The organism is Pigmentiphaga litoralis, assembly GCF_014651835.1.
Classification (GTDB): Bacteria; Pseudomonadota; Gammaproteobacteria; order Burkholderiales; family Burkholderiaceae_B; genus Pigmentiphaga; species Pigmentiphaga litoralis.
Genome location: NZ_BMXQ01000002.1, coordinates 610,043 through 634,985, shown reverse-complemented (window position 1 = coordinate 634,985; position 24,943 = coordinate 610,043). Strand labels below are relative to the sequence as shown.

Below are 24,943 nucleotides of genomic sequence, written 5' to 3'. Positions count from 1 at the left end.
CCTTATGTCGGACCACTGTGACGCAGCGAGATGTCCGGGCCGTGACACAAACTGCGCCTGTCGGATGGGCCGCCGCGTCAACGTTTGCTGCGCCGCGTCCGCTCGAAAAACCCGGGCGGCTTATTGCGCACCCACTTGACGAACCGGCGGATGGCGTCGTTCGTCATCAGCGCGTCGATCGTCGCGTAATCGTGCGCCAGTTCGCTTTCGGTGAACAGGGCATGGATCTGGCGATGGCAGATCCGGTGCAGAACGGCTGTCTCCTTGCCGCCTTCGGACTTGGGAACCAGGTGGTGTTTGTCGCGCTGGTCGTCCGGCACGACCCGGCCACAGAGCGCACAACGCTCTTCGACGGGCGGGTGGTACCAGGGTTCGGTGACACGTTTGGCCATGCGACGGCGGGTGGATGGGGCGACCCCAAAAGTGTATCCCTGTGCGGCGTGCCTTGCCGGGCGCCAGCTCCTCTCGGTTACTCTCGGCAGCATGCGCAACAAGAACGCCGACTTCACCGACACCGACCTGGCCGAGCGCATCGTTGCGCTGCTGGCCGAGCGGCGCCCGGACGTGTCGATCTGCCCGTCCGACGTTGCCCGGTCCCTGTCCGACGACGAGGACACGTGGCGGGCGCTGATGCCGCGGATCCGCGACGTGGCGGCGCGCCTGGCGAACGCTGACGTGATCCGGGTGACGCAGGGGCAGACCACGGTGGACCTGAACCAGCCGGTGCGGGGCCCGATACGATTGCGCCGGGCTGGCAAGTTCGAACCGACGAAGTGAGGGTGAACCGGACCCGCGACGCATGGGTGGCGGTGCACCCGTGCGCCTGGAGTAAACTGCCGGCCCGGGCGACACCCTTCCGCTCGACGACCCGATGCCGCCCTGCGATCTGCCTGCCTTCAGGGCAGGCCGCACGCGCATCGCGTCTTGTGCTCCCCATGTTGCTTCTGACGCGCCGCTGCCCCGTGCACCGGCCAGGTGATTCCCATGTTCTCTTCCCATACCTTGCGCCAGGACTGGCTGTCCAATGTCCGCGGCGATCTGCTGTCCGGCATCGTCGTGGCGCTTGCGCTGATCCCCGAGGCCATTGCCTTTTCCATCATTGCGGGCGTGGACCCGAAGGTGGGGCTGTACGCCTCGTTCTGCATTGCCGTGGTGATTGCGTTCACCGGTGGCCGACCGGCCATGATTTCCGCCGCGACCGGGTCCATGGCCCTGGTCATGGTGACGCTGGTCAAGGACCACGGCCTGCAGTACCTGCTTGCCGCGACCTTGTTGACCGGCGCGCTGCAGATCGTGGCCGGGCTGATGCGGCTGGGGGTGCTGATGCGCTTCGTGTCCCGGTCGGTGGTGACGGGCTTTGTCAACGCGCTGGCCATCCTGATCTTTGCGGCGCAGTTGCCCGAGCTGATCGGTGTGTCGTGGGTGGTGTATGCGATGACGGCAGCGGGCCTGGGCATCATCTATCTGCTGCCCTACGTGACCAAGGCCGTACCTTCGCCGCTGGTCTGCATTGTGGTGCTGACCGCGGTGTCGATGTTCCTGGGCCTGGACATCCGCACGGTGGGCGACATGGGCCAGCTGCCCGACAGCCTGCCGATCTTCCTGTTGCCCGACGTGCCCTTCACGCTGGACACGCTGTGGATCATTTTACCGTATGCCTGCACGCTGGCCATCGTGGGCCTGCTCGAGTCGTTGATGACCGCAACGATTGTCGATGACATGACGGACACCACCAGCAACAAGAGCCGCGAGTGCGCGGGCCAGGGCATCGCCAACATCGCGTCGGGCCTGCTGGGCGGGATGGCAGGCTGCGCCATGATCGGCCAGTCGGTGATCAACGTGCGGTCAGGCGGCCGCACGCGCCTGTCGACGCTGGTGGCGGGCGGTTTGTTGCTGGTGATGGTGGTGTTCCTTGGCCCGTGGGTCGCACGCATTCCCATGGCCGCACTGGTGGCCGTGATGATCATGGTGTCGATCGGCACCTTCAGCTGGGCGTCGCTGCGCAACCTGCGCACCCATCCGGCCAGCTCCAGTGTCGTGATGATCGCCACGGTGATCGTCACCATCGCGACCAACGACCTGGCCAAGGGCGTGGGTACCGGCGTGGTGTTGAGCGCGCTGTTCTTTGCGAAGAAGGTCAGCCGCCTGTTCCGGGTCGAAAGCCAGCTGTCGCAGGACGGCCAGCAACGTGATTACCGCGTGCGCGGCCAGGTTTTCTTTGCGTCGGCCGACGCATTCGCCGATGCCTTCGATGTGAAGGAAGCCCTGCAGCGCGTGTCCATTGACGTGAGCCACGCGCACTTCTGGGACATTACGTCGGTGGGAGCGCTGGACAAGGTGGTCATGAAGTTCCGCCAGGCCGGCACGCAGGTGGACGTGACGGGCCTGAATGAAGCCAGCAGCACGCTGGTGGAAAAGTTTGGCGTGCACGACAAGCCCGATGCGGGCGAACGCCTCATCGGGCACTGACCATAAAAAAACCCCGGCGACGACACGCGGTCGGAGCCGGGGCGGGTCCACGCTGAACGCGATTACAGCGGTGCGGGCGCGGGCTGCTGTGCCGCTTGCGGCGGCGATGTCGGGTCGGCAGGCGTGCCGTCGGCGTTGACGCCATTCACGGTCGGCGCCGGATCGTTGACGGGGGCAACATTATTGTTGGCCGGCGCAACGTTGTTGTTGAGCGGAGCAACCGTATTTTCCGGCTGGCCACCGTTGTTGACGGGGGCAACGGTATTGTTGACCGGCGCAACCATGTTGTTGACCGGCGCAACGTTACTGTCAGCCGGTGCAACGGTATTGCCGACCGGTGCAACCGTGTTGTCGGCTGGCGCGGTGGCGCCGTCGGCATCCACTGCCGGCGCGCCATCGGGCGTCGACGACGGGCCCAGGTTCTGGCCCTGGTTGTTGCCCATGCCGTCGCCTTGCGACTGCCCGCCCGGGCCCTGCTCTTGCGTCTGCTGATTCTGCAATGCGGCAGCGCCCGCCATCAGCGTCGGCTCTTCGATCGTCACGTCGACAGTCTCGTCGCGGCTGACCTGCTCGCTGCCCGCCTTCACCACACGATGGATGAACTGCAGCTTGCCGACCACCGGTGCGGGCAGCGCAAAGGGATAGAAGTCCCGCTGGCCCATGGCGCGCGACAGTTCGTTCAGCACGCCGGTCAGCGCCACCCACGCATTCACGATCCGCAGAAAATCCTGCGCCGACGGATCATCCGGGTCGGTCAGCACGGCTTCGGTGAACGGCTCGTAGTCGCGCTGGACGGCCTTGGGCGAAATGCCATAGCTCAGGGCGGTATCCACCGTGTCCATCATGTGCAGGTAGTGGGCCCAGGTTTCGGCCCAGTCTTCCCACGGGTGCGACGACGCGTAGGTGCTGATGAAATGGTTGGCCCAGTCGGGCGGCGCGCCATTTTCGTAATGCACTTTCAGCGCTTCGCCATAGTCGATGCGTTCATCGCCAAAGGCTTTCCGGAAGTGCTCCAGGAACGGGCCATTGGCGATCAGCACGTCCCAATAATAATGACCGATCTCGTGACGGAAATGGCCCAGCAGCGTGCGGTAGGGCTCGTGCATCTGCTCGCGCATCCTGGCGCGTTCGGCATCGTCGGCTTCCTTGATGTTAAGCGTGACCAGACCGCTGGCGTGCCCCGTCAGCGGTGCGACGCCGTCGGCCGATGTGCCCAGAAAATCGAACGCCAGGCCACCGTCGCCTTCTTCGACCATGGGTCTGACCGGCAGACCGAGCGTCAGCAGCTGCGCGATCAGCAGGCGCTTGGCCGCTTCGATCTTGCGCCAGAGTTCGCTGTTTTCAGGTACCAACAGGTCGGGTATGGTGCGGTTGAGCTGACACGCCAGGCACAGGGTTTCGGCGGAATCTGCGGGAAGCAGCCAGTTGCACGCGGCGGGCGTATTCAGGTTGCCGCAGCGCTTGAAGATCCTGCCCTTGGGGTTGGACGCCAGCACCCAGGTATCGGGCTCGGGGCCTTCAGCCAGTGAACGCACCTCGCCCAGGTCAGGCTCGTAGCCCAACTGTGTCTGGCTGGCCAAACAGAGCGTGTTGTGGAAGAACACCGGCTGGCCGCAGTCGCAGTGGAAGATCTTGCCACGGGCGTTGTCGCGTTTCCTCTTGCCGGAGTCGACCACGCGGGCGCTGATGGAATCGAAGAAACTGCTCATGATGGTGCCTTGCGCGATGGAGGAACAGGGGGGACGCGCCTGCTACTCGGCAAGCGCGTGATGTCGAGCTTGCACTGTAAAGACCCGCCTGGGGAACGGGTGTAAGCAAGCATGTGCAACTGTCAGTAGATCACTGCGCAAAAAGCCCGATGCATCGGGCTTTTAGGCTCATCGTCACACGCCGATACGTTCGAATTCAGCGTACGTCTTGTTCAGCCAGCTCTTGATGCGCTGACGCTCGAGCAAGCCGACCTGGCTGGGTGATGACGGGTGCGTGACCGCCCAGAAACTGCTGCTGTGCGCGTCGATCTTCTGCATGGTGCTGTCCTGCAGGCGGCGCAGGGCAACCACCTTGGCGCCCATGGTCAGCGCGCGTTTGAGTTCGGCGGATGCGTCAAGCACATGGAAGTCGCCGCCCCGCACTTCATTCTTGACCAGCACCAGGTCGAGCCGGCCGCCCACCGTGTCGAGCAGCTTGCGCAGCAGGTCGACCGAATCGCGTCCCGTGTCCATGACATGCCAGTAAGTCAACGGCAGGTTCATTTCGGACGACAGTTCCAGCAGGTTGGATTCTTCGATCCAGTGCAGCAGGGCATCTTGCGTCTGGGCGGCCAGGTCCACCAGGACTTCGGCTTCGGGCTGCGCCACGGCGGTTTCCACAATGCGATCCAGGCTGTCGTACTGGTCGATGCGCACCGGCGACGTGTAGTCAGCATAGAAGCGCATGAGCGCGCCGTGCGACGGATCTGCATCGAAACCGACGAACGGACGCTCGCGGTCGATGAAGTATTGCGCGAGCACGCGTGCGACCAGCGACTTGCCTACCCCGCCTTTTTCGCCGCCGATGAAATGCAGATGACTCATGGTGTGTCCTGTAGAAGAGGTGTCTGTTGAATGAGTTCGTTGTCGGGCGCCACCGTGACGCGCACGGTCAGGTCGTGACCGCCTCCGCCGCGGATCACCCCGCGCAAGGGGGTCACGTCGCCGTAGTCACGGCCCCAGGCGAGCATGGCGTGGCTGGCCGCCGGCACCATGCCGTTGGTGGGGTCCAGGTCGAGCCAGTCGTCCTGTCGGCCCAGGCCGGGGCAATGCACCGCCACCCACGCATGCGACGCATCGGCGCCGATCAGCCGCGCCTGCCCCGGCGGCGGCTGGGACATCAGGTAGCCGCTGACATACCGCGCCGCCAACCCCACCGCCCGCAGGCAGCCCAGCATGACGTGCGCAAAATCCTGGCACACGCCGCGCCGCTGCATAAAGGCGTCGATCATGGGCGTCGAGACATCCGTGCTGCACGACGCGTACGTAAAGTCGGCGTGCACGCGCTGCATGAGCTCGATGGCCGCCTCGGCCAAAGGCCGGCCGGCCGTGAAGGACGCGCGCGCGTAGTCCCGCAAGGGCGCCAGTATGGCCACGTAGGGTGACGCAAACGTGAATTCGACTTCGCGGCGGAAGCCACCGCCCGCGACGTATCGCAGCGCGTGCGCGACGTCTTCCCAGGGCTGCGTGGCCTCGGGCGTGATGCCTTCGAAACGCGGGCGGACGATGACCCGGCTGGTGGCGCTGACGCGCAAGGCATCGTGCGGGGCGTACATCTCGAAAATGCTGCGGGCGTTGCCGTAGACGTCGGTTTCCGTCGTGCAGTGGGACGGCTCGGGCTCAATGTCCAGGGTAAACGATTCAAGCCGCTGGCAAGGCTGGTCCAGGGGTTTGAGGTAGGCCAGGTGATGCGCCTGCTCCACCCGCGCGGCGTAGTGATAGAGCGTCTCGTGGATGATGGTGAGGGCAACGCTGCCATCGTCGGGCGAAGACGGGGACTGGGCCTGACGTTGTGACTGCCCCAGGGTCTGACCATGGGGCCCCTGCCTCTGCCGCATCGTGCCCAGCACCTGTTCCTGCAGGGGCGGCAGACCCTGCATCTGGGTCTGCATCGGCATCTGGGTCTGTTCGGGCATGTACGGCTGCAGCGGTTGCAGCGGTTGCAGCGGCGCCTGCCCGCCGAACGGCAGGAACGGGTCGAACGGCGCGTTGGGATCCATGGTCGTCATGCTCGCACCGCCCGCGGAAAGTCGATGGCGTGGCTGAAGTAGCGGCGGCCGATCTCGTCGGAAATCGCGCTGGCGGCACGGGTCAGTTGCGCCGCCAGGGCCAGGACGGCGCTGTAGCGGCCATCGTTATCGCGCTCGCACAGGCTGGACAGCGTCACGCCCAGCCCTTCTGGCGGCAGCAAGGCCAGCATGGGATCGGGCTGCGCCGGGTCGCTTTTGGTAAAGCGCGCCAGTTCGCTGCGCAGTTCGCCAGCGATGCAGGCCAGCGAGCGCGGGTTGTCTTCATCCAGCACCAGCAGGTTGAGCAAAACCGGAATCTCATGCCGGCTCTGGTAATACGCCCGGTAGGTGATCGTGCTGTCGAACACGTCGAGCAGCAGGGCAAAGCCCGACTCGAGCAGCACCGCGTTGTCAATGAACAGGCAGTCCAGCGAGCGGGACATGACCGACAGGCGTTCGGTCTGCCGGCCGATGGTGAGCAGACGCCAGCCGTCGTCACGCGTCATGCGGTCGGCCTGCGCCCCCGTGATCGCGGACAGGCGCGTCGCCAGCCGCTGCAGCGCTTCTTGCGCGCGCAGCGCCGACACCTCGGCGCGGTCGTCATCGTCGGGGCCGTCGGCCAGGTCGGCAGTAAAGTCATCGCCCGCGGCCAGGAGCAGCCGCCAGTGGTCCGGTGACAGCCGGTCGCGGATCTGGCCGGCCGAACTGGCCAGCGCCCGCAGGTTGTAGCGCACGCCCATGGCGGCGGCCTCGTCTGCCAGGTACTTCAGCAAGGCCTGCTCGAAGGCGCGCGGCGATTCCATCGGCGCGGGATACGGAATCAGGCCATTGCGCTCGCACAGCCGCGCCACGGCCACGAACATCTCGCCCGAATCGACGGCGCCGCTGCCGAACCGTTCCAGCGTCAGCCGGCACAGCCGCACGCCGGTGTCGGCGCGTTCGGTGTAGCGGCCCAGCCAGAACATGTTCTCGGCCGACCGGCTGGACACCGGGCGGCGCTTTTGCGACAGGTCTTCGGGGCTGAGCTGCTCGGGCAGCATCGAGAACATATCGACCACCCCCGAGGTCATGACCCAGGTGTCGACACTGCTCCCGCCGCTTTGCATGGACACGACGCGCTGGTCACGGCCGCCGACGCGGGTCAGGCCGCCCGGAACGATGCTCCAGCTGCCCCGCCCGTCCGCCACGGCGAACATGCGCACCATGGCTGCCCGGGGCAGCAAGTGCCCACCGCTCCAGACCGGCGCCTGCGACAGCGGCAGGTAGGCCTGCAGCGTAAAGGCATCGGGATCCTCGGCAATCCGTTCGCGCAGCGCATCGAGTTCTTCCGGCGATGCGTAGGCGCCGATGATGGGCTCGAACGCCGCGTTGGCCTTGCGTTCCGGATAGGTCGGCTTGATGACCAGCGTGGACAGATACGGCAGCACCTGCTTCAGGGCGGCTTCTTCACCGCACCACCACGACGCCAGCGACGGCAAGGTCAGGTCTTCGCCCATCAGCCGCTGCGCGATGGCGGGTAGAAAGCCGTTGAAGGCCGGCGATTCCAGGAAGCTGGTGCCCAGGGAATTGGCCACCAGCACGTTGCCCGCACGCATGGCCTGCAACAGGCCCGGAATGCCCAGCGTGGAATCGGACCGCAGTTCCAGCGGGTCGCAGAAGTCATCGTCCAGGCGCCGCAACACGGCGTGCACCCGCTCCAGACCGTGCAACGACTTCAGGAAGAGCTGGTTGTCGCGCACCGTCAGGTCGCCGCCTTCGACCAGCGTCAGGCCAAGGTAGCGCGCCAGGAAGGTCTGCTCGAAGTAGGTTTCGTTGTACGGCCCCGGGGTCAGCAGCACGATGCGCGGCGGAGTGCCGGGCGACAGGTTCAACGGGCTCAGCCGATAGAGCATGTCGACCATGGTGCGATAGCTGGCGGCCAGATGCTGCACCCGCAGCTCGTGAAAAGCCTCGTTGAACAGGTTTGAAATGGCCAGCCGGTTTTCCAGGGCGTAGCCCATGCCGGACGGCGCCTGCGTGCGCTGGGACACCACCCACCACTCGCCGTCGGGCGCACGCGCCAGATCGAACGCGACGATGTGCAAATAGGTGTCGCCGGGCGGCGTGAAGCCGCACAGCGGGCGCAGATAACCGGGATGGCCGTAGACCAGCGCCGACGGCACCAGGCCTTCGGTCAACAGGTGCTGCGGGCCGTAGATGTCGGCCACGATGCGGTTGAGCAGCGTGGCGCGCTGGGTCAGGCCGGCTTCCAGGCTCTGCCATTCATGGTCGGGAATGATGAAGGGCAGCAGGTCGAGCGACCATAGCCGTGTAGGACCATCGGCATCGGCATAGATGTTGTAGGTGATGCCGTTTTCGCGGATCTGCCGCGCGACCGCCTCGGCGCGCTCGTCGAGATCGGAAAAGCCTGCGGGCCCCAGATGCTCGAAGAAGCTTTGCCAATGCTGACGCAGCACCTTGCCGCGCGCCGCATCGCGAAGTTCGTCATAGTGACCGGGACGTGCCGCCAGCGCCAGGTGCAGCGCAGTCGCCACGGCGTCCTGGGACGCTTCGGTCGGAAAAAGCATAGAAGCCATCGGTCTACTCGGTGTGCTTGGGCCCCAGGGAGCGAGCCCTGGCGTTGCCCTCGGAACGGGTCCGGACGGCGGCGGCGCGGCGGCAATGCCGCCGGCCGGCCGTCAGGTCAATCGTGCCGCAGATCGAGCGAATACGGGAACTCACGTCCGGGTATGGCGGGTTCGACCACCATGCGCCCGGCCGTGTGCCCCATTCTGAGGAAGCGCGACAAACGCCGGCTTTCGGCTTCGTACGAATTGACCGGGAAGGTTTCAGGATTGCGTCCGCCCGGATGAGCCACATGATACTGGCAGCCGCCCAGGGACCGCTGCGTCCAGGTATCGACAATGTCGAACGTGAGCGGCGTGTGGATCGGAATGGTCGGGTGCAAGGCGGTCGGCGGCGCCCAGGCCTTGTAGCGGACGCCCGCCACGAACTCGCCGACCCGGCCGGTGGGCTGCAGGGGAAGCGCGCGGCCGTTGACCGTGACCACATAGCGGTTGTCATTGAGCCCGGTGACCTTGACCTCGACCCGTTCCAGCGACGAATCCACGTAGCGCGCCGTGCCGGTGGACGAACTTTCCTCGCCCATGACATGCCACGGTTCGAGCGCCGACCGGATCTGCAGCTGCACGCTGCGCGCAGCCACTTCGCCGAACAGCGGGAAGCGGAATTCGAAGTGCGGCGCGAACCATTCCCGATCAAAGGCATACCCTGCCTCGTTCAGCTCATCGAGCACGTCGTCGAAGTCCATCGCGACATAGGTCGGCAGCAGGAAACGGTCATGCAGCTCGGTGCCCCAGCGCGTGATCCGGGCCTTGTACGGCCGCTTCCAGAAGTAGGCAACCAGCGCCCGCAACAGCAACTGCTGCGACAGGCTCATGCGGGCGTGCGGCGGCATTTCGAACGCACGCAGTTCGAGCAGGCCCAGGCGGCCGGTGGAACTGTCCGGCGAATAGAGCTTGTCGATGCAGAATTCGGACCGGTGCGTGTTGCCGGTAACGTCGATCAGGATGTTGCGCAAGGCGCGGTCAACCATCCACGGCGGGCAGTTGCCGCCGTTGGCGGCCATCTGCTTGTCGATCTCTTGTATCGCGAGTTCGAGTTCGTAGATCTGGTCATTGCGGGCTTCGTCCACCCGCGGCGCCTGGCTGGTCGGCCCGATGAACATGCCCGAGAACAGGTAGGACAAGGACGGGTGGTTGATCCAGTAGGCGATCAGGCTGGTCAGGACGTCGGGACGGCGCAGGAACGGGCTGTCGGCCGGCGTGGCGCCGCCCAGCACGAAGTGGTTGCCGCCACCGGTGCCCGTGTGCCGGCCATCCAGCATGAATTTTTCGGTCGACAGCCGGGTCTCGAACGCCGCCTGGTACAGGAATTCAGTGTGGTCGACGAGGTCCTTCCAGCTGCTGGACGGATGGATGTTGACTTCGATCACGCCCGGGTCGGGCGTGACGGCGAGCAGCTTCAGGCGGGGGTCGCGCGGGGGCGGATAGCCCTCGAACATGATGCGCATGCCCAGTTTGCGCGCAGTGGCCTCGACGGCGGCGACCAGTTCCAGATAGTGTTCGACGTCGGCCAGCGGCGGCATGAAGATGTAGACGATGCCCTGGCGCGCTTCGACGCACAGCGCCGTGCGATTGATCCAGGACGCCGATTCGAACGGAGCCGGCGCGCGGTCAGCGTCGGCCTGGGCCGAGGCGGCGCCAGTGCTGGCACCTGCCGCGGCGCCTGCACCGGTACCTGCACCTGCTGCCGTACCAACCGCTGCGCCCGCACCGCCGCCCGTTCCACCCGCACCCGCAGCCGCCTTGCCGTCCCGTCCGGCCATGCCGGTCCCGGCATTGACCCCCGCATCGGGCCCGCGGCCCGGCGCCGGCGCAGCAGCGCTGCCACGCGATGGATCACCCGCCGCATTGCGTTCGGCGGCCATGCCCGGCAGCTGCGCGCGGATCTGCACCGGATCGGCCAGCCCGCCACGCGGCGCGAAGGGGTCGCGGTCGAACTGCTGCACGGCGTCGGCTTCGGACACCCAGGGCAGCGAGTCGAGCGGCAGTCGATATCCCATGGGCGAATCGCCGGGGAACAGGTACATGCGCTCGTCACGGAAGAACCAGGGCCCGGTCAGCCAGGCAGGACCCGTGTTGGCGTCATTGCGGCGGATGGGCAGCGTGTAGCCAACCACCTTGTCGAGTTTCTGCTCGAACACCTTGCGCAGCCGCGCGCGTTCCATCTCGTCGTCCAGCCGCGCGTCGAACGGGTCGACGTTGACCGGCAGGCGGCGCTCGCGCCACAGGTAATAGAAGACGTCTTCGTACCCTGGAGCAATCGTGCTGGTGCCCAGGCCCAGCAGCGTCGTCAGGCTTTCGATGAAGCGCTTGGCGTCGGCTTCGGTGTAATTGCCGGGTTCACGTTCGTCGGCAAACAGGGAAGGATCTTCCCAGCACGGCTTGCCATCGGCGCGCCAGTAGATCGACAGCGCCCAGCGGGGCAGTTGTTCACCGGGATACCACTTGCCCTGGCCAAAATGCAGGAAGCCGCCCGCGCCATACTTCGCACGCAGCTTGTGCACGAGTTCGGTCGCAAAGCCCCGCTTGGTGGGGCCCAGCGCGGCAATGTTCCATTCGGCGCCGTCACGGTCGTCGACCGACACGAAGGTCGGTTCACCGCCCATCGTCAGGCGCACGTCCATGGCCTTCAGATCGCCATCGACCTGTTCGCCAAGCTTGAGCACCGATTGCCACTGGTCGTCGGTATAGGGCTTGGTCACCCGGGGGGTTTCGAACACCCGCGTGACTTCCATAATGTGTTCGAACTCGACCTCGGCCTTGTCGACGGCGCCGGTCACCGGTGCCGCGCTGCTGGGCTCCGGCGTCGCGGCCAGGGGAATGTGCCCTTCGCCCGCGAACAGGCCCGACGTGGGGTCCAGGCCGACCCAGCCGGCGCCCGGCAGATAGACCTCGCACCAGGCGTGCAGGTCGGTAAAGTCGGCCTCGGCGCCCGACGGGCCGTCCAGCGACTTGACGTCGGGCTTGAGCTGGATCAGGTAGCCGGACACGAATCGCGAGGCCAGTCCAAGCTGGCGCAGCGCTTCGACCAGCAGCCAGCCGGAATCGCGGCAGGACCCTGCAGCCAGCTCCAGGGTTTCCTCGGGCGTCTGCACGCCCGGTTCCATGCGGATCAGGTAGCTGATGTCGTCATGGACCTGCTGGTTCAGTGCGACCAGGAAGTCGATGGTGCGGCGCGGCGTGACGTCGATCCGGTCGACGAACGCCTTGAAACGCGGCGTCAGTTCGCTTTTGACGAGATACGGCGCGAGTTCGCGCGCCAGGGCATCGTCGTACTTGAAGGGAAAATGTTCACCTTCAGGTTCGAGGAAGAAGTCGAACGGGTTGAGCACCGACATTTCGGCGACCAGGTCGACCGTGATCTTGAATTCGGTGGTCTTGCTGGGGAAGGTCAGGCGCGCCAGATAGTTGGCGAACGGGTCCTGCTGCCAGTTGACGTAGTGTTCGGACGGCTCGATCGTCAGCGAATACGAGAGGATGGGCGTGCGCGAATGGGGCGCGGGGCGCAGCCGCACGACTTGCGGCGAGAGGGTAACGGGACGATCGTAGCGGTAATGCGTGACGTGTTTGAGGGCAACTTGAATGGCCACGAGCGGCTCCGAGGGTGACGATACCGTTAAGACGAGAGCGGGGATTCAAGCAGAAAGCATGCCAATCCAATCCGCGCACGCGGGCCTTCCGCGCGCACTTGGGCATAGTACGGTGGCCGGAGGCCGAAGTGGCGGTGCCAGCATGGGCAAATCTGTCCTGGACCGGTTTTTTTGAATCAAATGCCACGATGTCTGGCCTTGGCAGCCGCGCCTGGAGGAAACTGCACGTGTCGGGACCGGCGGTTGCACCGCCTTAGTGCGGGCGCCGGATGCAACGATTGTCAGGAGCAGACCATGGAAAAGATGACGGCACATACCGCACACGTTCAGCTGGCAAGCCTGCCGCAGTGGCAATTCGATGAGGCACGGGGCGCGATCACGCGCGAATTCAGGTTCAAGGATTTCGTTCAGGCCTTTGCGTTCATGACGCAGGTCGCCCTGATCGCGGAAAAGCGCGACCACCATCCCGAATGGTCCAATGTCTACAACAAGGTTCACATCCTGTTGACGACCCACGAGGCCAACGGCCTGACCCATCGGGACATCGATCTGGCAAAGTGTGCCGACGAAAGCTACGCACGCTTTGCGCGCTAGCCATCATGCGCATGCCGACACGCCCGGCGGCCAGGCACGGCCTGGCCGCCGCCGACGCCCCGCCACCTGGACGCGCCGACTGGACCATTCCGCAGGACTGGTGCCGCTACGGCCCGGAAGACCATGCCACCTGGAAGACCCTGTTCGAGCGGCAATCCCGGCTTTTGCCCGGACGCGCCTGCGAGGCGTTCGTGCAAGGCATGCGCGACCTGCCGATCGCTGCCGACCGGATTCCGGAATTCGATGCGCTGAGCGAGGTGTTGATGGCGCGCACGGGATGGCAGGTAGTGGCGGTTCCCGGCCTGGTGCCCGACGAGGTGTTTTTCGACCACCTTGCCCACCGGCGCTTTCCGGCGGGGCAGTTCATCCGGCAGCCCGACCAGCTCGACTACCTGGAAGAACCCGATATCTTCCATGACGTTTTTGGCCATGTGCCGATGCTGATGAATCCGGCCATTGCCGACTACATCCAGGCGTATGGCCTGGGCGGCTTGCGGGCGCAGCAGCTCGGCACCCTGGCCCAGTTGGCGCGCGTGTACTGGTACACGGTGGAATTCGGCCTGATGCGCGAAGCCGGGGGCCTGCGCATCTATGGTGCCGGGATCGCGTCCTCCTTGACGGAAACGCGCTTCGCGCTGGAGGATCCGTCGCCCAACCGCGTGGCGTTCGACCTGGAACGCGTCATGGCCACACGCTATCGGATCGACGATTTCCAGGAAACCTACTTTGTCGTCGACAGCCTCGATGCCGTCCTGGACCTGGCCAGCATCGACTTTGCGCCCGTGTATGAAAGGGTGCGAGGCCGGGAGGAACTGGCGCCCGGGCAGCTGCTGCCGACCGATGTCGTCCTCTCACGCGGCACCGGGGCCTATCACGGATGATGCGGCCGCCCGGCCTATGAAGGACGACGTCTCATCCATCGTCATACCGGTTGCCCATCGCGTGTCATCTGCGTGAGAAACCGTAGCATTTCGATCCAACTGATCGCGTTTACCCCTGCATCTGCGCCGTTTCCTGGCGGTTAGCACTCCTGTCGACACCGGCCCGCCCGGGCGGCTGCATCGCTCACGCGCGCGATGCGCCCCCCTGACCCGTCTGCGCCTGGCACGCCATCCGGCGAAGACCTTCACGCGCCCTCGCGCACAGGGTCTCTCAGTGAGTTCTCCAGGAGTATCCACGATGTTCCAGAACGACAACGACAATGCCATCATCGACCTGCTCGACAAGCGGGTACGCAAACAAGAGCAACGGCGCCACTTCTTCCGCAAGTCGGCAGGCCTGACGGCCGGGCTGGCCACGGGTGTCATCCTTGGCGCCTGCGGCAGTTCGGGCGACGACGCCGTTGCGCAGAGCGGTCCGACCGACGCCGAAATCCTGAACTTCGCACTGAACCTGGAGTACCTGGAAGCCCAGTTCTATCAGATGGCAGCCTATGGCCGGACCCTGCCTGCCAACCTGCTGACGGGCGTGGGTCGTCAAGGCGCAGTCAGCGGCGGGCATATTGTCCCGTTCCGCGATCCGCTGGTGGCGGCGTATGCCCGCGAAATCGCCGATGACGAAGTCGCCCACGTGGCTTTCCTGCGTGCCGCACTGGACAAGGCGGCGGTTGCGCAGCCGGCCATCAATATTGACGGCGCCAGCGCGACCGGTGCGTTTTCGGTGGCGGCGCGGGCAGCCGGCCTGATCCAGGCCGGCCAGACCTTCGATCCGTACGCCGACGACAACAGCTTCCTGCTGGGCGCCTACATTTTTGAAGACGTGGGCGTGACGGCCTACAAGGGCGCATCGCCCCTGATCCAGAGCAAGGTTTTCCTGGAAGCGGCTGCCGGCATTCTGGCGGCCGAGGCCTATCACGCCGGCCTGGTCCGCACGGTGCTCTACTCGAAAGGCCTGACCACCCAGGCGCAAGCCATTTCGGACGCCCGCGATTCGCTGGATGGCGCGACCGATCTGGATCAGGGCATCGGGACACCTACCGTGGCCAACATCGTGCCGCTGGATGCCAATGGCATCGCCTACAGCCGCACGCCAGGCCAGGTGCTGAACATCGTGTTCCTGAACAAGGCTGCGGTCACGCAGGGCGGGTTTTTCCCGGCAGGGGTCAACGGAACGCTTGCGATGAGCGCGCCTAACTGATGTCATGAAGAAAGGCGCGAGGTACGTGCTTGCACTGCCCCGCGCCCTGCTCTGTTTTCCGTACGTTCCACGCACACCCTGACCGCCCGTCAGCGAGGAGTCCGACATGGACAGCTCTGCCCTGGAGTCTTCCGGTAAACGCCGGAACCATCCGCCCGCCTGGACCTGGCGGCGGATGCTCGGCGTCGGCATCGTCGTTGCAGGGGGAATGGTGCTGCTGGGCGACCTGTATTTTTGGCTCGCGGCGCAGAATCCGCGGGTGCAGGACGCGTTGCTGGCAGGGTCGCTTGCGGCTTTCGCGACGGCCCTCGGGACGGTGCCGGTGGCGCTGTCGCAGACGTTTTCTCAACGCGTATCGGACTCCGTGATGGGGTTCGGCGCAGGCGTGATGCTGGCCGCCTGCGCGTTTTCATTAGTGATCCCCGGCATTGCCGCGGCCAAGGCGCAAGGCGCCGGGGCGTGGGGCGCCGGCGGGATCGTTGGCGGCGGCATCCTGGTGGGCGCCTTGCTGCTGCTGTTGCTGGACCGGCTGGTGCCGCACGAACATTTCGTGAAAGGCCTGGAAGGACCGAGCGCGCGCGCCATGAAACGCGTGTGGCTGTTCGTGCTGGCCATTACCTTGCATAACCTGCCCGAAGGCATGGCGATCGGCGTGGCGTTTGGCGGCACGGATACGCTGGGCGCGCAGGCGCTTGCGACCGGTATTTCGATCCAGGACATTCCGGAAGGCCTGGTGGTGGCCATGGCCCTGCGCGGCGTGGGCTACCGCAAGCTGACCGCAGTCGGGCTGGGCATTCTGTCGGGGTTGATCGAACCGATTGCCGCGGTGTTCGGCGCGGCGGCGATCGGCTTGTCGGCGGGATTGCTGCCGTGGGGCCTTGCCATGGCGGCCGGCGCCATGCTGTTTGTGATCAGCCACGAGATCATTCCTGAATCGCATCGCCAGGGTCATGAGACGTGCGCCACGGTGGGCCTGATGCTGGGCTTCGTGGTGATGATGCTGCTCGATACGGCCTTGTCATGAGCGACGACCGTAACCGCCCCGGCGCTCAGGACAATTCCCCATCTTCACGATTAAATCGTTTGACATTCAATCGTACACTACTTAATATGCAAGCCATGGACACGAAGACATCGCCACCGACGGCAACACGCAATCTGCTGGCGCTCGACGGCCAACTCTGTTTTGCCCTGTATTCGACGTCGCTGGCCATGAGCAAGGTGTATCGCAAGCTGCTCAAGGACCTGAACCTGACCTATCCGCAGTATCTGGTCATGCTGGTGCTGTGGGAAAAGGATGGCGTGACGGTGTCCGAGATCGGCGAGCATCTGTTCCTGGACTCGGCCACGCTGACACCGCTGCTGAAGCGACTGGAAGCAGCTGGCCTGGTCAGCCGGGTACGGGCCGCGCATGATGAACGTCAAGTGATCGTGTCCTTGACCGACGCCGGGCGCGATTTGCGGGAGCAAGCGATGGCCGTACCGACCGGTGTGTTTTGCGCGACCGAATGCAGTATCGACCAACTGGACACCATGACCCGCGAACTGGCGAGTCTGCGTGCCAGACTGATTCAGAACGGCTGACCGGGCCGCTTTATCCGGTTTTTTTGATTCATTTAAATAGCACGCGATTTATTAATCAACGATACAAAAGCGTTTTACGCTTCCACCACAAAGGAATCACCATGTCGCTCGATAAAGTCCTCTACACCGCCAACGCCACTGCTACCGGGGGCCGCGAGGGCCGCGCCGTGTCTTCCGACAACGTGCTCGACGTCAAGCTGACCACGCCACGCGAACTGGGCGGCAATGGCGCAGAAGGCACCAACCCCGAACAGCTGTTTGCGGCGGGCTACTCGGCGTGCTTCCTGGGCGCCATGAAGTTTGTCGGCGCACGCGACAGGATCAGCGTTCCTGGCGCGACGAGCGTGCATGGCGCGGTCAGCATCGGCCCGATCCCCACCGGGTTTGGCATCCAGGTGGAACTGCAGATCGCCCTGCCCGGCCTGGACCGCGCCGAAGCGGAGCGCCTGGTGAACGCGGCCCACATCGTGTGCCCGTACTCGAATGCCACGCGCGGCAACATCGACGTCACGCTGACCATTCTGTAATCGGTCACACAAGCCACGGGGGGCTATCCGCCGCGATGGTTGCGAACGAAGGCGTCTATGTCGCACGCCGGAATCGGCCGCGGGCCACATCCGATGGTCGCGTCCGGCTGGCCACGGCGATCAATGTGCTCGGGAAGGTGTGATGGTCCGACACCTGACCGTTTGCCATGCCATGGATCCGCACCTTCAGCCGTGGCCACGCAGCGGCACGGCCAGTGTTGCGCCGTCGTCTAATCCGCGGGGGGCACCCGTCGTTGCACACAGGTCCTGGTAGCCCGCCTGGTGCAGGCGGATGGCTTCGGCTGACCAGGCGCCGGCGTGCAGCAGGCTCGCGATCAACGTGTCCAGCTCAGTGTCGGACAACGGGCATTCCGGATCGCCGGGGGCGTCGGGCGCATCGAAGGTATGCACCGTGCCATCGGCCAGCGTGATCACCAGCCGCGCGCCAAAGTGCGCCGGATAGGCCAGGGCCAGGGCGGGCGACACGGCCAGCCTGACCCTGGCGCGCAGGCGGGCCACGTCGGGATCCTGGCGTGCGCCGGCCTCGAAGGCATCGAAACGCGGATCGCCTCGCAGCAAGGTGATGGCGACCGCATGCTGCAGGCTGAAGCGCGCCTGTTGCAGGTCGGCGGGCGACGGGGCGTTGCAGAAGGCGATGGCGTCGGGGTAGGTCTGGACGTCGATCGCCGCGATGGGGGACGGCGTGACGGCGGGGCTCGCTGATGAGGGAATGGCGCCAGTCGCCGGTGAGGGAGCGGCAGGATTCGCCGACGGTGGCGCGCCCGGACTCGCCAGCCGGCCCGCACCAAACGTTGCCCGTGCCGCCAACGCCGCCGCGATGGCGGGATGCGCATGGCGGCAGGCGGGCCAGGGCTTGAAACTGGTTTCGTGGATCCGCCAGGCGCCCTGCGGGTCGGCAACCAGGCGGCCAGGTTGCGCGTCCGGGCACATGACCTTGAAGAAACCCTTCTCGCCTTCAAAAGCGTGGGCGGGACCCCGCAATCCCGCGCGCGCCATCGCGGCCGCGGCCAGCCCGAGCTGGCTGGCCTGCGACGTATGCCAGGGCTTGCCGTCGCTGGGTTCCAGGCGGATCTGCCAGAGTCCGGACGCACGCGTGGCGGCCAGCGACAAGGCCTGCGCCGTGGCGGCGGCATCCAGCCCGAACATCGATGCCGCCGCCGCGGCGGCTCCGAATCCGCCACAGGTGGCGGTAGTATGCCAATGGACATAATGCGCGGGGCCGACCGATAGCCCCACACGGATGGCAGCGTCGTAGCCGCGCACGATGGCATCGGCCATCTGGGCAGCCGACGCCCCCAGTACGCGGGCCAGATGGCGCACGACCGGAATCACGACCGGGCCGGGGTGGACCAGCGCCGCGCGGTGGGTATCGTCGAGTTCATCGAGGCTGCCCAATGAGGCCTCGAACAGAAAATGCGCGGTGTCGGTGGTGGCCGTAACCGGCAGGCCCAGGCTGGCAGCCTGCCAGAGCGGCTCGCCCATGTCGGCAGCGGCCACGCGGGCCGCGGCGCCGGCCCAGTACGACAGATGCCGGAAGGCGCGGCGGCGGTCGGTCTCGGCCACGGGCCGTGCCAGGATGTCGGCCAGCTGGCGGGACAGCGGAACAGGATGGGGGGCAAGCGCTGCGCTTACCGCGTTGCGGGCGGCATGGATCGCCGCATCGCAGGCGGCATCGGTAGCAGAGGTGCGAGCATCGGCGGTCGGCGAGCCTCCGCGCGCAGTCTCGACCGTGCCATCCATGCTAGCCATGCCGTCCACGCCATCGCCGCCTGCCGCCATGATGTCAGTGCCGCATCTTCAGCAAAATGTCGCGCTTGAGTTCGTTGAACACATCCCCCGTGATCAGATCCAGCGTGCGCGGCCGTTCGATCGGCACGGGAATCCGCGTGGCGATCCGCCCTGGCCGGGCCGACATCACATAGATAGTGTCGGCCAGCAGAATGGCTTCGTCGATATCGTGCGTCACGAACACCACCGTGGTCCGCAGGTTCTGCCAGACCGACAGCAGCAATTCCTGCATGGTCAGCCGGGTCTGGGCATCCAGCGCGCCGAAAGGCTCGTCCATCAGCAGCACTTGCGAACCCAGCGTCAGCACCCGGGCAATGCCCACGCGCTGGCGCATGCCGCCCGACAACTGCACGGGCAAGGCTTTGGTGAACGCCGACAGGCCGGTGATCTCGAGCATGTCCTTGGCGCGCTGCTCGTACTGCGCCTTGGGCAGGCCCGCCGTCTTGGGGCCGAAGATCACGTTTTCCCACACGTTCAGCCACGGAAACAGCGCAGCTTCCTGGAACACCACGCCGCGTTCCGGACCCGGCCTCGTCACCGGCTTGCCCCCGACCAGCAGGCTGCCGCCCGAAGCCGATTCGAAGCCCGCGATCATGTTCAGCAGCGTGGACTTGCCGCAGCCCGACGGCCCGAGCAGGGCCACGAATTCGCCGGCCTGCACGTGCAGGTCGATGTTGTCGAGCGCGTGGACCGGCGTCGCGCCGGGATAGGTCTTGCTCAGTTGCGAGATGGAGATGTCTGACATTCGGGACTCAATGATTCTGCAGAATGCGCCAGACCAGCACGCGACGTTCGATGAGCACGATCAGCCGGTCGCTGATGAACCCCATCAGGCCGATCGACACCATGTCGGCCAAGACGATGTCCATGCGGCCCACGTAATAGGCGTCCCACAACACATAGCCCAGGCCCGACTTGACCGCGACCATCTCGGACACGATCACGGCCGTCCACGAAATGCCCAGGCCGATTCGCAGCCCGGTAAAGATCGACGGCATGGCGGCGGGCAGCACCACCCGACGCAGCACCTGGCCCGACGAGGCGCCCATCATGCGGGCGGCGCGGACCAGATTGCGGTCGACGTCGCGCGCGCCCTGGGTGGTGTTGACGATGATGGCGTAGAAGCCGCCCAGAAAAATCAGGAAGATCGATCCCATGTCGCGGATGCCGAACACGGCGATCGAAAACGGCAGCCAGGCGGTGATCGGGATCGGCCGCATGCCCTGCACCAGCGGATCCAGCATCAACGACGTAATGCGGCTCCAGCCAATGGCCAGTCCGATCGGAATGCCCAGCGCCATGGCCAGAATGAAACCTTGCGCGACGCGCATCGTGCTGTATTGCACATTGCCAAACCAGGTGCCCAGATACGGGTTCAGGCCCATGCCCGGATTGCCGAACATCCAGTCATACCAGGCGCGGCCCACCTGCATCGGCACGGGCACCACGCCCGACATGGCGCTCGATTGCCCCACCAGTTGCCACAGCACCAGGATCAGCACGGGCACGCAGGCGCCCAGCGCGAACCGCCCCAGTGCGCGGCTTGAGCCGGCCCAGGCGCCGGACGGCACGGTCGTTGGCTTCAATACGGAAGAGGTCATTCAGCTTCTCCAGAAACGCGGCCGAAAGCCAGCCGCGCGATGGCAGGCGGCGGCGTGTCGCCACGCCGCCCCTTGCCGTACGACGTGCTCAGCGCTTCATGACCGCATCGGCCAGCGACGGGTCCCACACGGTGTTCACGGTGCCGCTCACATCCTTGGGGATGATGCCCAGCGTGTTGAAGGTCTTGGCCTGGCGCTGCAACTGCGGCAGGTCCAGCACGCCGCCCAGCTTGATCAGCTTGACCGATTCGCGCGTGACTTCGATCGGCAGGCCGGTGTATCTGGCATAGGCCTGCGCGAACCCTTCGGGATCCTTGGCCATCTTTTCTTCGGCGCTTTTATAGGCCCACATAAAGCACTTCATGGCTTCGGGCTTGTTCTTGAGCGCGTCGCGCGTCGCAGCCAGCAGGCCCAGTTCGGCGCCCACGGCCTTGGACTGGCTGTACTCGATCTTGCGTGCAAAGAAGGCGGTGTTCTTGGCCACCAATTGCGATTCGAACGGTTCCCACACGGCTACCGCGTCGACGTCGCCCCGTTCCAGCGCCTGCACGAACGCCGTGCCGCCGCCCTGGATGTTGACGGCCGTGAAGGTGGTGTACGGAATGTTCTTTTCGGTCAGCGTGGCGGCCCACTGGAACCAGACGGCCGACCCCGGCGCGATGCCGATACGCTTGCCTTTCAGGTCGGCCCAGTCGTCCAGCTTGACCCCTTTCTTGACCACCAGGTACTTGGGCGATGACGCGACGCCCGACAGGCCGACAATGCGGTCGCTGCCTTGCGACAACGCGATCGCCAGGTCGGCGGGACCGATGCCGGACACGTCCACCGACCCCGACAGCAGCGCCGTGCGCGCATCCGCGTAGCGGACGAATTCAACGGGCTTGACCTCGACATTGCAGGCCTTGAGCGGCTCGGCAACGTCCATCATCGGGGACAGGTGACCGACCTTCACGTAGCCGATGGTCAGGGTTTCCTTGCGGGGCGACGGGGCCGGCTGCGGGCCGACGGCAAACGCGCCACCGGCATAGACGGCGAGGAGTGCAATGCTCAGTACACGGTGCTGGATGGTCATGCCTTACCCCTGGTGCATAGTGGAGGAATGGAAACGCCGGCGCGCCATCGTGGCGGGCCGGCGGTACAGCAGATGTGCGTTGGCGGCAGGGATCAGAACTCGGCAAACAATCGCCCGTAGCCTTCCTTGCGATCCTGGATGCCGATGCTGCGCAGCGCATTCCAGTAGGTCGCGACGTTCACGCCGATCAGCGGTTTGCCGCTGGCCTTTTCGATCTCTTCGGTGATCGCGCTGACGGGCAGGTTGGTGCCCACGTGCACGAAGGCTTCGGCATCGGGGTGGTCCAGCTCCAGGAACGCCTTGCGGATGGTGTCCAGCGACGTGCGCGCCACGTTGGTCGGACCCTGGCACTTCAGGCCCACCTGCGACACGACGTCAAAGCCGCTGTCCGCGAAGAAGGACCGGATCAGTTCATCGGCCGGCGGCCAGTACGGGGTCAGCACCGCAATGCGTTTGAGGCCCATGGCTTCCAGGCCGCGCACCACCGACACCGAGGGCGTCATGAAGGGCACGCCCGCCAGCTGCGCCAGGCGGTCCTGGTCGGCCTGCGCGCGGTCGATGTTGCCGCGGAAGGAATGGATCGAATGCCCGTGCGCGATGACGTCCGGCTCGCAATTGACGAGCAGGCGGACGGCTTCGGCCAGGTTGCCCTCTTCCGTGTCGAGCGCCTCGCGATACTTCTTCATGTCGTCGTACGGACGGACCGGCAACTCCATGCGCATCACGTGGTTGGTCACGCCCGGAACACGCATGCCTTCGTATTCAGGCTGCACCACCGTGTTGGTGGACGGGACGATCGCGCCAAGAATGGCGCGGTAGCCGAGGGTATCGGGGATCGGAGAGGACTTAGCCATGATTTATTCCACTTTCAGGTTGGCCGCCTTGACAGCATCCGACCAGACGTCGATGTCGGTCTTGATGGTCTGGGCAAAATGTTCCGGCGTGTCGGCAACGATCTCGACGCCGAAATTGGTCATGCGTTCGATATAGACCGGATCCTTGGCGATCTTCTGCACTTCGCGGGCGATGCGTTCGACGATCGCGCGCGGGGTGCCGGCCGGCGCCATCAAGCCGTTCCACGTTTCGGTGCGGAAGCCCGGGTAGGATTCCGCAATGGTCGGTACATCCGGGAATTGCGGCGAGCGTTTTTCGCTCGACACCCCGATCAGGTGGATCGCACCCGATTTCGCCTGCGGCGCGAGCGCCGAGAAATTGCCGAAGTACATCGTGACTTCGCCGCCGATCAGGCCGGCCATGGCGGGCGCGTCACCCTTGTAATTGATATGCATCATGTCCAGGCCGGCCCGCTTCTGGAACAGCGCGCCCGACAGGTGCGACACGCTGCCCGAGCCGCCCGAGGCAAAGTTGTACTTGCCCGGCGCCGCCTTGACCATCTCGACGAAGTCCTTGACGTTCTTGGCGGGCACGTTCTTGTTCACGCCCAGCACGAAAGGATTGCTGCCCAGGTTGGTGACCGGCACGAAATCCTTGATGGGGTCATAGGGCACCGACGAAATCCTGGGCAGGATGGCGATGACCGGCATGGCCGCGACCAGCAGCGTGTAGCCGTCCGACGGTGCGCGCTGCACCAGTTGCGCGGCGATCATGCCGTTGGCGCCGGGCCTGTTCTCGACCACCACGCTCTGGCCCAGCGCATTGGTCAGGCGTTCGGCCGTCACGCGGGCGATGCCATCGGTATTGCCGCCGACCGCGAACGGCACGATGAGGCGGATGGGCCGTTGCGGCCATTCCTGCGCGTGGCTGGCCGACGCCACCCCCAGCAGACAGAGCGTTGCGGACAGAGTGAAGAAATGCCTGAATGTCATGCTGCTTCCCAGTTGATTGAACCCACGTGTTTCGTCAACGCCTCCAGCCCTCGGACTGTTTCTTCTTATGGGGTCGTGCGGCCCGGCGGGCTTCGCCGCGGCATCATTCGCGGCATCATTCGCGGCATCATTCAATCTCCGCGGCGCGGCGCAGACTCATGATCATCGAGCTTTGCATCAGGAAAGGCAGCGCCGACTTGGGATCGGACGCCTGGGCGCGCAGTTCGTCGAAACGCTGCGCGCGCACGGCCGGATCGGTCTCTTCCAGCATGCGTTTGTTGCGGATCGAATTGGCCTGGACAAACTCGATATTGGTGGTGCGGCGCTGGCGCACATAGCGGTCCAGCAGGGACACGTCGGCTTCCTTGCGCCACACCTGGCCCAGCTTCTCGGCCAGGTTCATGGCGTCGTGCAATCCGCCGTTCAGCCCGAAGGCGCCCAGTGGATTGTTCACGTGGGCTGCGTCGCCGGCCAGGAGCACCCGGTTCACCCGCCAGTCCTTGGCCACGCGCTGGTGCACGCGATAGATGCTCGAATACGGCACGTGATAGCGGTCCTGCCAGGGCATGAAGCCGCGCAGGCGGGCCTGGGTCTCGGCATCCGACAACACCTCTTCATCGGGCTGGTCGGCATTGGCGATCGGGAACACGGCGCGCCACAGGCCCGGCGGGCCGTTGTGCGGCACACAGAATACGGCCACCCATTCGGTCGGGTCGGCAATGTAGGCATTCATGGCGTAGCCGTGCTGCGCCAGGTCGTAGTCGGTGCTGATGACGGCAAAGCGTTCAGGCCAGGTAAAGCCTTCGAATTCGGTGCCGATCGCCTTGCGGGTAAAGCTGCGGCCGCCGTCACAGCCGATCAGCCAGTCCGCCGACAGAGTCAGGTTTTCGCCGTTCTGCGTCACGGTGGCGCGCACGCCGGCGTCATCTTGCTCGATGCCGCTCAGCGCCGCGCCGAACATGACCTTGGCATGCGGATAGGTGGCCAGCTTGTCCACGATGATGCGGGCCAGCTTGTGCTGTTCCAGATGCAGCCGGAACGGATACGGGGTGATGTCGGACATGACGCTCATGTCCCATTCGGCGATCACGCCTTCCTTGCGGTCGCGCACCTGCCACAGCGGCACCTTGATGCCCTGCTCCAGCATCGTTGCCGTCACGCCGTACGGCGCCAGCATTTCCATGGTGGGCGGATGGAAGGTACCCGCGCGCAGGTCGTGCTGCAGTTGCGGCTCGGACTCGAGCACCGTGACCGGGATGCCCTGATCCGCCAGGGCCACCGCGGCAGCCAGGCCAACCGGACCGGCACCCGCCACGATGACACCCGGGTTGTGTTGATGCGCTGCCATGCAAAC

At 65.4% G+C, this 24,943-nt stretch carries 21 protein-coding genes; 8 read left to right on the top strand and 13 right to left on the bottom strand.

Annotated elements, in window-relative coordinates; translation table 11 throughout:
- Positions 1-77 precede the first annotated feature (77 nt).
- Complete coding sequence (locus IE116_RS21390) at positions 78-392, bottom strand: HNH endonuclease (protein ID WP_189615255.1); 315 nt, start codon at positions 390-392, stop codon at positions 78-80.
- 91 nt (positions 393-483) lie between these two features.
- On the opposite strand from IE116_RS21390, the gene IE116_RS21385 reads away from it, so the two are divergent.
- Together IE116_RS21385 and IE116_RS21380 are read left to right on the top strand one after the other, a co-directional pair.
- Positions 484-777 (top strand): DUF3253 domain-containing protein, encoded by a 294-nt coding sequence (locus IE116_RS21385; RefSeq protein ID WP_189615254.1) that lies wholly within the window; start codon positions 484-486, stop codon positions 775-777.
- Positions 778-984: 207 nt separating this feature from the next.
- On the top strand, positions 985-2,469 hold the full coding sequence (locus tag IE116_RS21380) for a SulP family inorganic anion transporter (protein WP_189615253.1): 1,485 nt from the start codon (positions 985-987) through the stop codon (positions 2,467-2,469).
- A gap of 62 nt (positions 2,470-2,531) precedes the next feature.
- Here the strand turns inward: IE116_RS21380 and IE116_RS21375 are convergent, their stop codons facing one another.
- From IE116_RS21375 to IE116_RS21355, 5 genes are all read right to left on the bottom strand, one after another.
- Positions 2,532-4,178: a zinc-binding metallopeptidase family protein gene (locus tag IE116_RS21375; RefSeq protein WP_189615252.1), complete on the bottom strand. Its 1,647-nt coding sequence runs from the start codon at positions 4,176-4,178 to the stop codon at positions 2,532-2,534.
- A gap of 174 nt (positions 4,179-4,352) precedes the next feature.
- Positions 4,353-5,042 (bottom strand): nucleotide-binding protein, encoded by a 690-nt coding sequence (locus tag IE116_RS21370; protein ID WP_189615251.1) that lies wholly within the window; start codon positions 5,040-5,042, stop codon positions 4,353-4,355.
- Positions 5,039-6,226: a transglutaminase family protein gene (locus tag IE116_RS21365; protein WP_308428265.1), complete on the bottom strand. Its 1,188-nt coding sequence runs from the start codon at positions 6,224-6,226 to the stop codon at positions 5,039-5,041. Before IE116_RS21365 ends, IE116_RS21370 begins: the two co-directional genes overlap by 4 nt.
- Positions 6,223-8,802: a circularly permuted type 2 ATP-grasp protein gene (locus IE116_RS21360; protein ID WP_189615250.1), complete on the bottom strand. Its 2,580-nt coding sequence runs from the start codon at positions 8,800-8,802 to the stop codon at positions 6,223-6,225. The genes IE116_RS21365 and IE116_RS21360 overlap by 4 nt, the downstream gene beginning before the upstream one ends.
- 107 nt (positions 8,803-8,909) lie before the next feature.
- The gene (locus tag IE116_RS21355; protein WP_189615249.1) at positions 8,910-12,440 is read right to left on the bottom strand and encodes a transglutaminase family protein; all 3,531 of its coding nucleotides are present in this window, start codon (positions 12,438-12,440) and stop codon (positions 8,910-8,912) included.
- A 294-nt stretch (positions 12,441-12,734) separates the two neighbouring features.
- Between IE116_RS21355 and IE116_RS21350 the strand changes: the two genes are divergently transcribed.
- The 6 genes from IE116_RS21350 (at position 12,735) to IE116_RS21325 (ending at position 17,281) form a co-directional block, all read left to right on the top strand.
- Positions 12,735-13,034: a 4a-hydroxytetrahydrobiopterin dehydratase gene (locus tag IE116_RS21350; protein ID WP_189615248.1), complete on the top strand. Its 300-nt coding sequence runs from the start codon at positions 12,735-12,737 to the stop codon at positions 13,032-13,034.
- Between the two features lie 11 nt (positions 13,035-13,045).
- A complete protein-coding gene (phhA, locus tag IE116_RS21345) occupies positions 13,046-13,915 on the top strand; it encodes a phenylalanine 4-monooxygenase (protein WP_189615247.1) in 870 nt (289 codons plus the stop codon).
- Between the two features lie 298 nt (positions 13,916-14,213).
- A complete protein-coding gene (locus IE116_RS21340) occupies positions 14,214-15,170 on the top strand; it encodes a ferritin-like domain-containing protein (RefSeq protein ID WP_189615246.1) in 957 nt (318 codons plus the stop codon).
- Positions 15,171-15,345: 175 nt separating this feature from the next.
- Positions 15,346-16,194 (top strand): ZIP family metal transporter, encoded by an 849-nt coding sequence (locus IE116_RS21335; protein WP_189615854.1) that lies wholly within the window; start codon positions 15,346-15,348, stop codon positions 16,192-16,194.
- Between the two features lie 95 nt (positions 16,195-16,289).
- Positions 16,290-16,754 (top strand): MarR family winged helix-turn-helix transcriptional regulator, encoded by a 465-nt coding sequence (locus IE116_RS21330; RefSeq protein ID WP_189615245.1) that lies wholly within the window; start codon positions 16,290-16,292, stop codon positions 16,752-16,754.
- A gap of 101 nt (positions 16,755-16,855) precedes the next feature.
- Positions 16,856-17,281 carry an organic hydroperoxide resistance protein gene (locus IE116_RS21325; RefSeq protein WP_189615244.1) on the top strand — a complete coding sequence of 142 codons (426 nt, stop codon included), beginning with the start codon at positions 16,856-16,858 and terminating at the stop codon, positions 17,279-17,281.
- Between the two features lie 186 nt (positions 17,282-17,467).
- Here the strand turns inward: IE116_RS21325 and IE116_RS21320 are convergent, their stop codons facing one another.
- From IE116_RS21320 to IE116_RS21290, 7 genes are all read right to left on the bottom strand, one after another.
- A complete protein-coding gene (locus IE116_RS21320) occupies positions 17,468-19,051 on the bottom strand; it encodes an MmgE/PrpD family protein (protein ID WP_189615243.1) in 1,584 nt (527 codons plus the stop codon).
- A gap of 34 nt (positions 19,052-19,085) precedes the next feature.
- Positions 19,086-19,835, bottom strand: a complete 750-nt coding sequence (locus IE116_RS21315) for an ABC transporter ATP-binding protein (protein WP_189615242.1) — start codon at positions 19,833-19,835, stop codon at positions 19,086-19,088.
- Positions 19,836-19,842: 7 nt separating this feature from the next.
- A complete protein-coding gene (locus tag IE116_RS21310) occupies positions 19,843-20,691 on the bottom strand; it encodes an ABC transporter permease (RefSeq protein WP_189615241.1) in 849 nt (282 codons plus the stop codon).
- Between the two features lie 88 nt (positions 20,692-20,779).
- Complete coding sequence (locus tag IE116_RS21305) at positions 20,780-21,763, bottom strand: ABC transporter substrate-binding protein (RefSeq protein WP_189615240.1); 984 nt, start codon at positions 21,761-21,763, stop codon at positions 20,780-20,782.
- A 92-nt stretch (positions 21,764-21,855) separates the two neighbouring features.
- A complete protein-coding gene (locus IE116_RS21300; RefSeq protein ID WP_189615239.1) occupies positions 21,856-22,617 on the bottom strand; it encodes a maleate cis-trans isomerase family protein in 762 nt (253 codons plus the stop codon).
- 3 nt (positions 22,618-22,620) lie between these two features.
- The gene (locus tag IE116_RS21295; protein ID WP_189615238.1) at positions 22,621-23,589 is read right to left on the bottom strand and encodes a Bug family tripartite tricarboxylate transporter substrate binding protein; all 969 of its coding nucleotides are present in this window, start codon (positions 23,587-23,589) and stop codon (positions 22,621-22,623) included.
- A 127-nt stretch (positions 23,590-23,716) separates the two neighbouring features.
- The gene (locus IE116_RS21290; protein WP_189615237.1) at positions 23,717-24,937 is read right to left on the bottom strand and encodes an FAD-dependent oxidoreductase; all 1,221 of its coding nucleotides are present in this window, start codon (positions 24,935-24,937) and stop codon (positions 23,717-23,719) included.
- Between the last annotated feature and the right edge of the window lie 6 nt (positions 24,938-24,943).

Excerpts from the sequence above, each read along its gene's own strand:
- IE116_RS21390 (WP_189615255.1), bottom strand. The coding sequence starts at position 392 with ATGGCCAAACGTGTCACCGAACCCTGGTACCACCCGCCCGTCGAAGAG.
- IE116_RS21385 (WP_189615254.1), top strand. The coding sequence starts at position 484 with ATGCGCAACAAGAACGCCGACTTCACCGACACCGACCTGGCCGAGCGC.
- IE116_RS21380 (WP_189615253.1), top strand. The coding sequence starts at position 985 with ATGTTCTCTTCCCATACCTTGCGCCAGGACTGGCTGTCCAATGTCCGC.
- IE116_RS21375 (WP_189615252.1), bottom strand. The coding sequence starts at position 4,178 with ATGAGCAGTTTCTTCGATTCCATCAGCGCCCGCGTGGTCGACTCCGGC.
- IE116_RS21370 (WP_189615251.1), bottom strand. The coding sequence starts at position 5,042 with ATGAGTCATCTGCATTTCATCGGCGGCGAAAAAGGCGGGGTAGGCAAG.
- IE116_RS21365 (WP_308428265.1), bottom strand. The coding sequence starts at position 6,226 with ATGACGACCATGGATCCCAACGCGCCGTTCGACCCGTTCCTGCCGTTC.
- IE116_RS21360 (WP_189615250.1), bottom strand. The coding sequence starts at position 8,802 with ATGGCTTCTATGCTTTTTCCGACCGAAGCGTCCCAGGACGCCGTGGCG.
- IE116_RS21350 (WP_189615248.1), top strand. The coding sequence starts at position 12,735 with ATGGAAAAGATGACGGCACATACCGCACACGTTCAGCTGGCAAGCCTG.
- phhA (WP_189615247.1), top strand. The coding sequence starts at position 13,046 with ATGCCGACACGCCCGGCGGCCAGGCACGGCCTGGCCGCCGCCGACGCC.
- IE116_RS21340 (WP_189615246.1), top strand. The coding sequence starts at position 14,214 with ATGTTCCAGAACGACAACGACAATGCCATCATCGACCTGCTCGACAAG.
- IE116_RS21335 (WP_189615854.1), top strand. The coding sequence starts at position 15,346 with ATGCTCGGCGTCGGCATCGTCGTTGCAGGGGGAATGGTGCTGCTGGGC.
- IE116_RS21330 (WP_189615245.1), top strand. The coding sequence starts at position 16,290 with ATGGACACGAAGACATCGCCACCGACGGCAACACGCAATCTGCTGGCG.
- IE116_RS21325 (WP_189615244.1), top strand. The coding sequence starts at position 16,856 with ATGTCGCTCGATAAAGTCCTCTACACCGCCAACGCCACTGCTACCGGG.
- IE116_RS21320 (WP_189615243.1), bottom strand. The coding sequence starts at position 19,051 with ATGGCTAGCATGGATGGCACGGTCGAGACTGCGCGCGGAGGCTCGCCG.
- IE116_RS21315 (WP_189615242.1), bottom strand. The coding sequence starts at position 19,835 with ATGTCAGACATCTCCATCTCGCAACTGAGCAAGACCTATCCCGGCGCG.
- IE116_RS21310 (WP_189615241.1), bottom strand. The coding sequence starts at position 20,691 with ATGACCTCTTCCGTATTGAAGCCAACGACCGTGCCGTCCGGCGCCTGG.
- IE116_RS21305 (WP_189615240.1), bottom strand. The coding sequence starts at position 21,763 with ATGACCATCCAGCACCGTGTACTGAGCATTGCACTCCTCGCCGTCTAT.
- IE116_RS21300 (WP_189615239.1), bottom strand. The coding sequence starts at position 22,617 with ATGGCTAAGTCCTCTCCGATCCCCGATACCCTCGGCTACCGCGCCATT.
- IE116_RS21295 (WP_189615238.1), bottom strand. The coding sequence starts at position 23,589 with ATGACATTCAGGCATTTCTTCACTCTGTCCGCAACGCTCTGTCTGCTG.
- IE116_RS21290 (WP_189615237.1), bottom strand. The coding sequence starts at position 24,937 with ATGGCAGCGCATCAACACAACCCGGGTGTCATCGTGGCGGGTGCCGGT.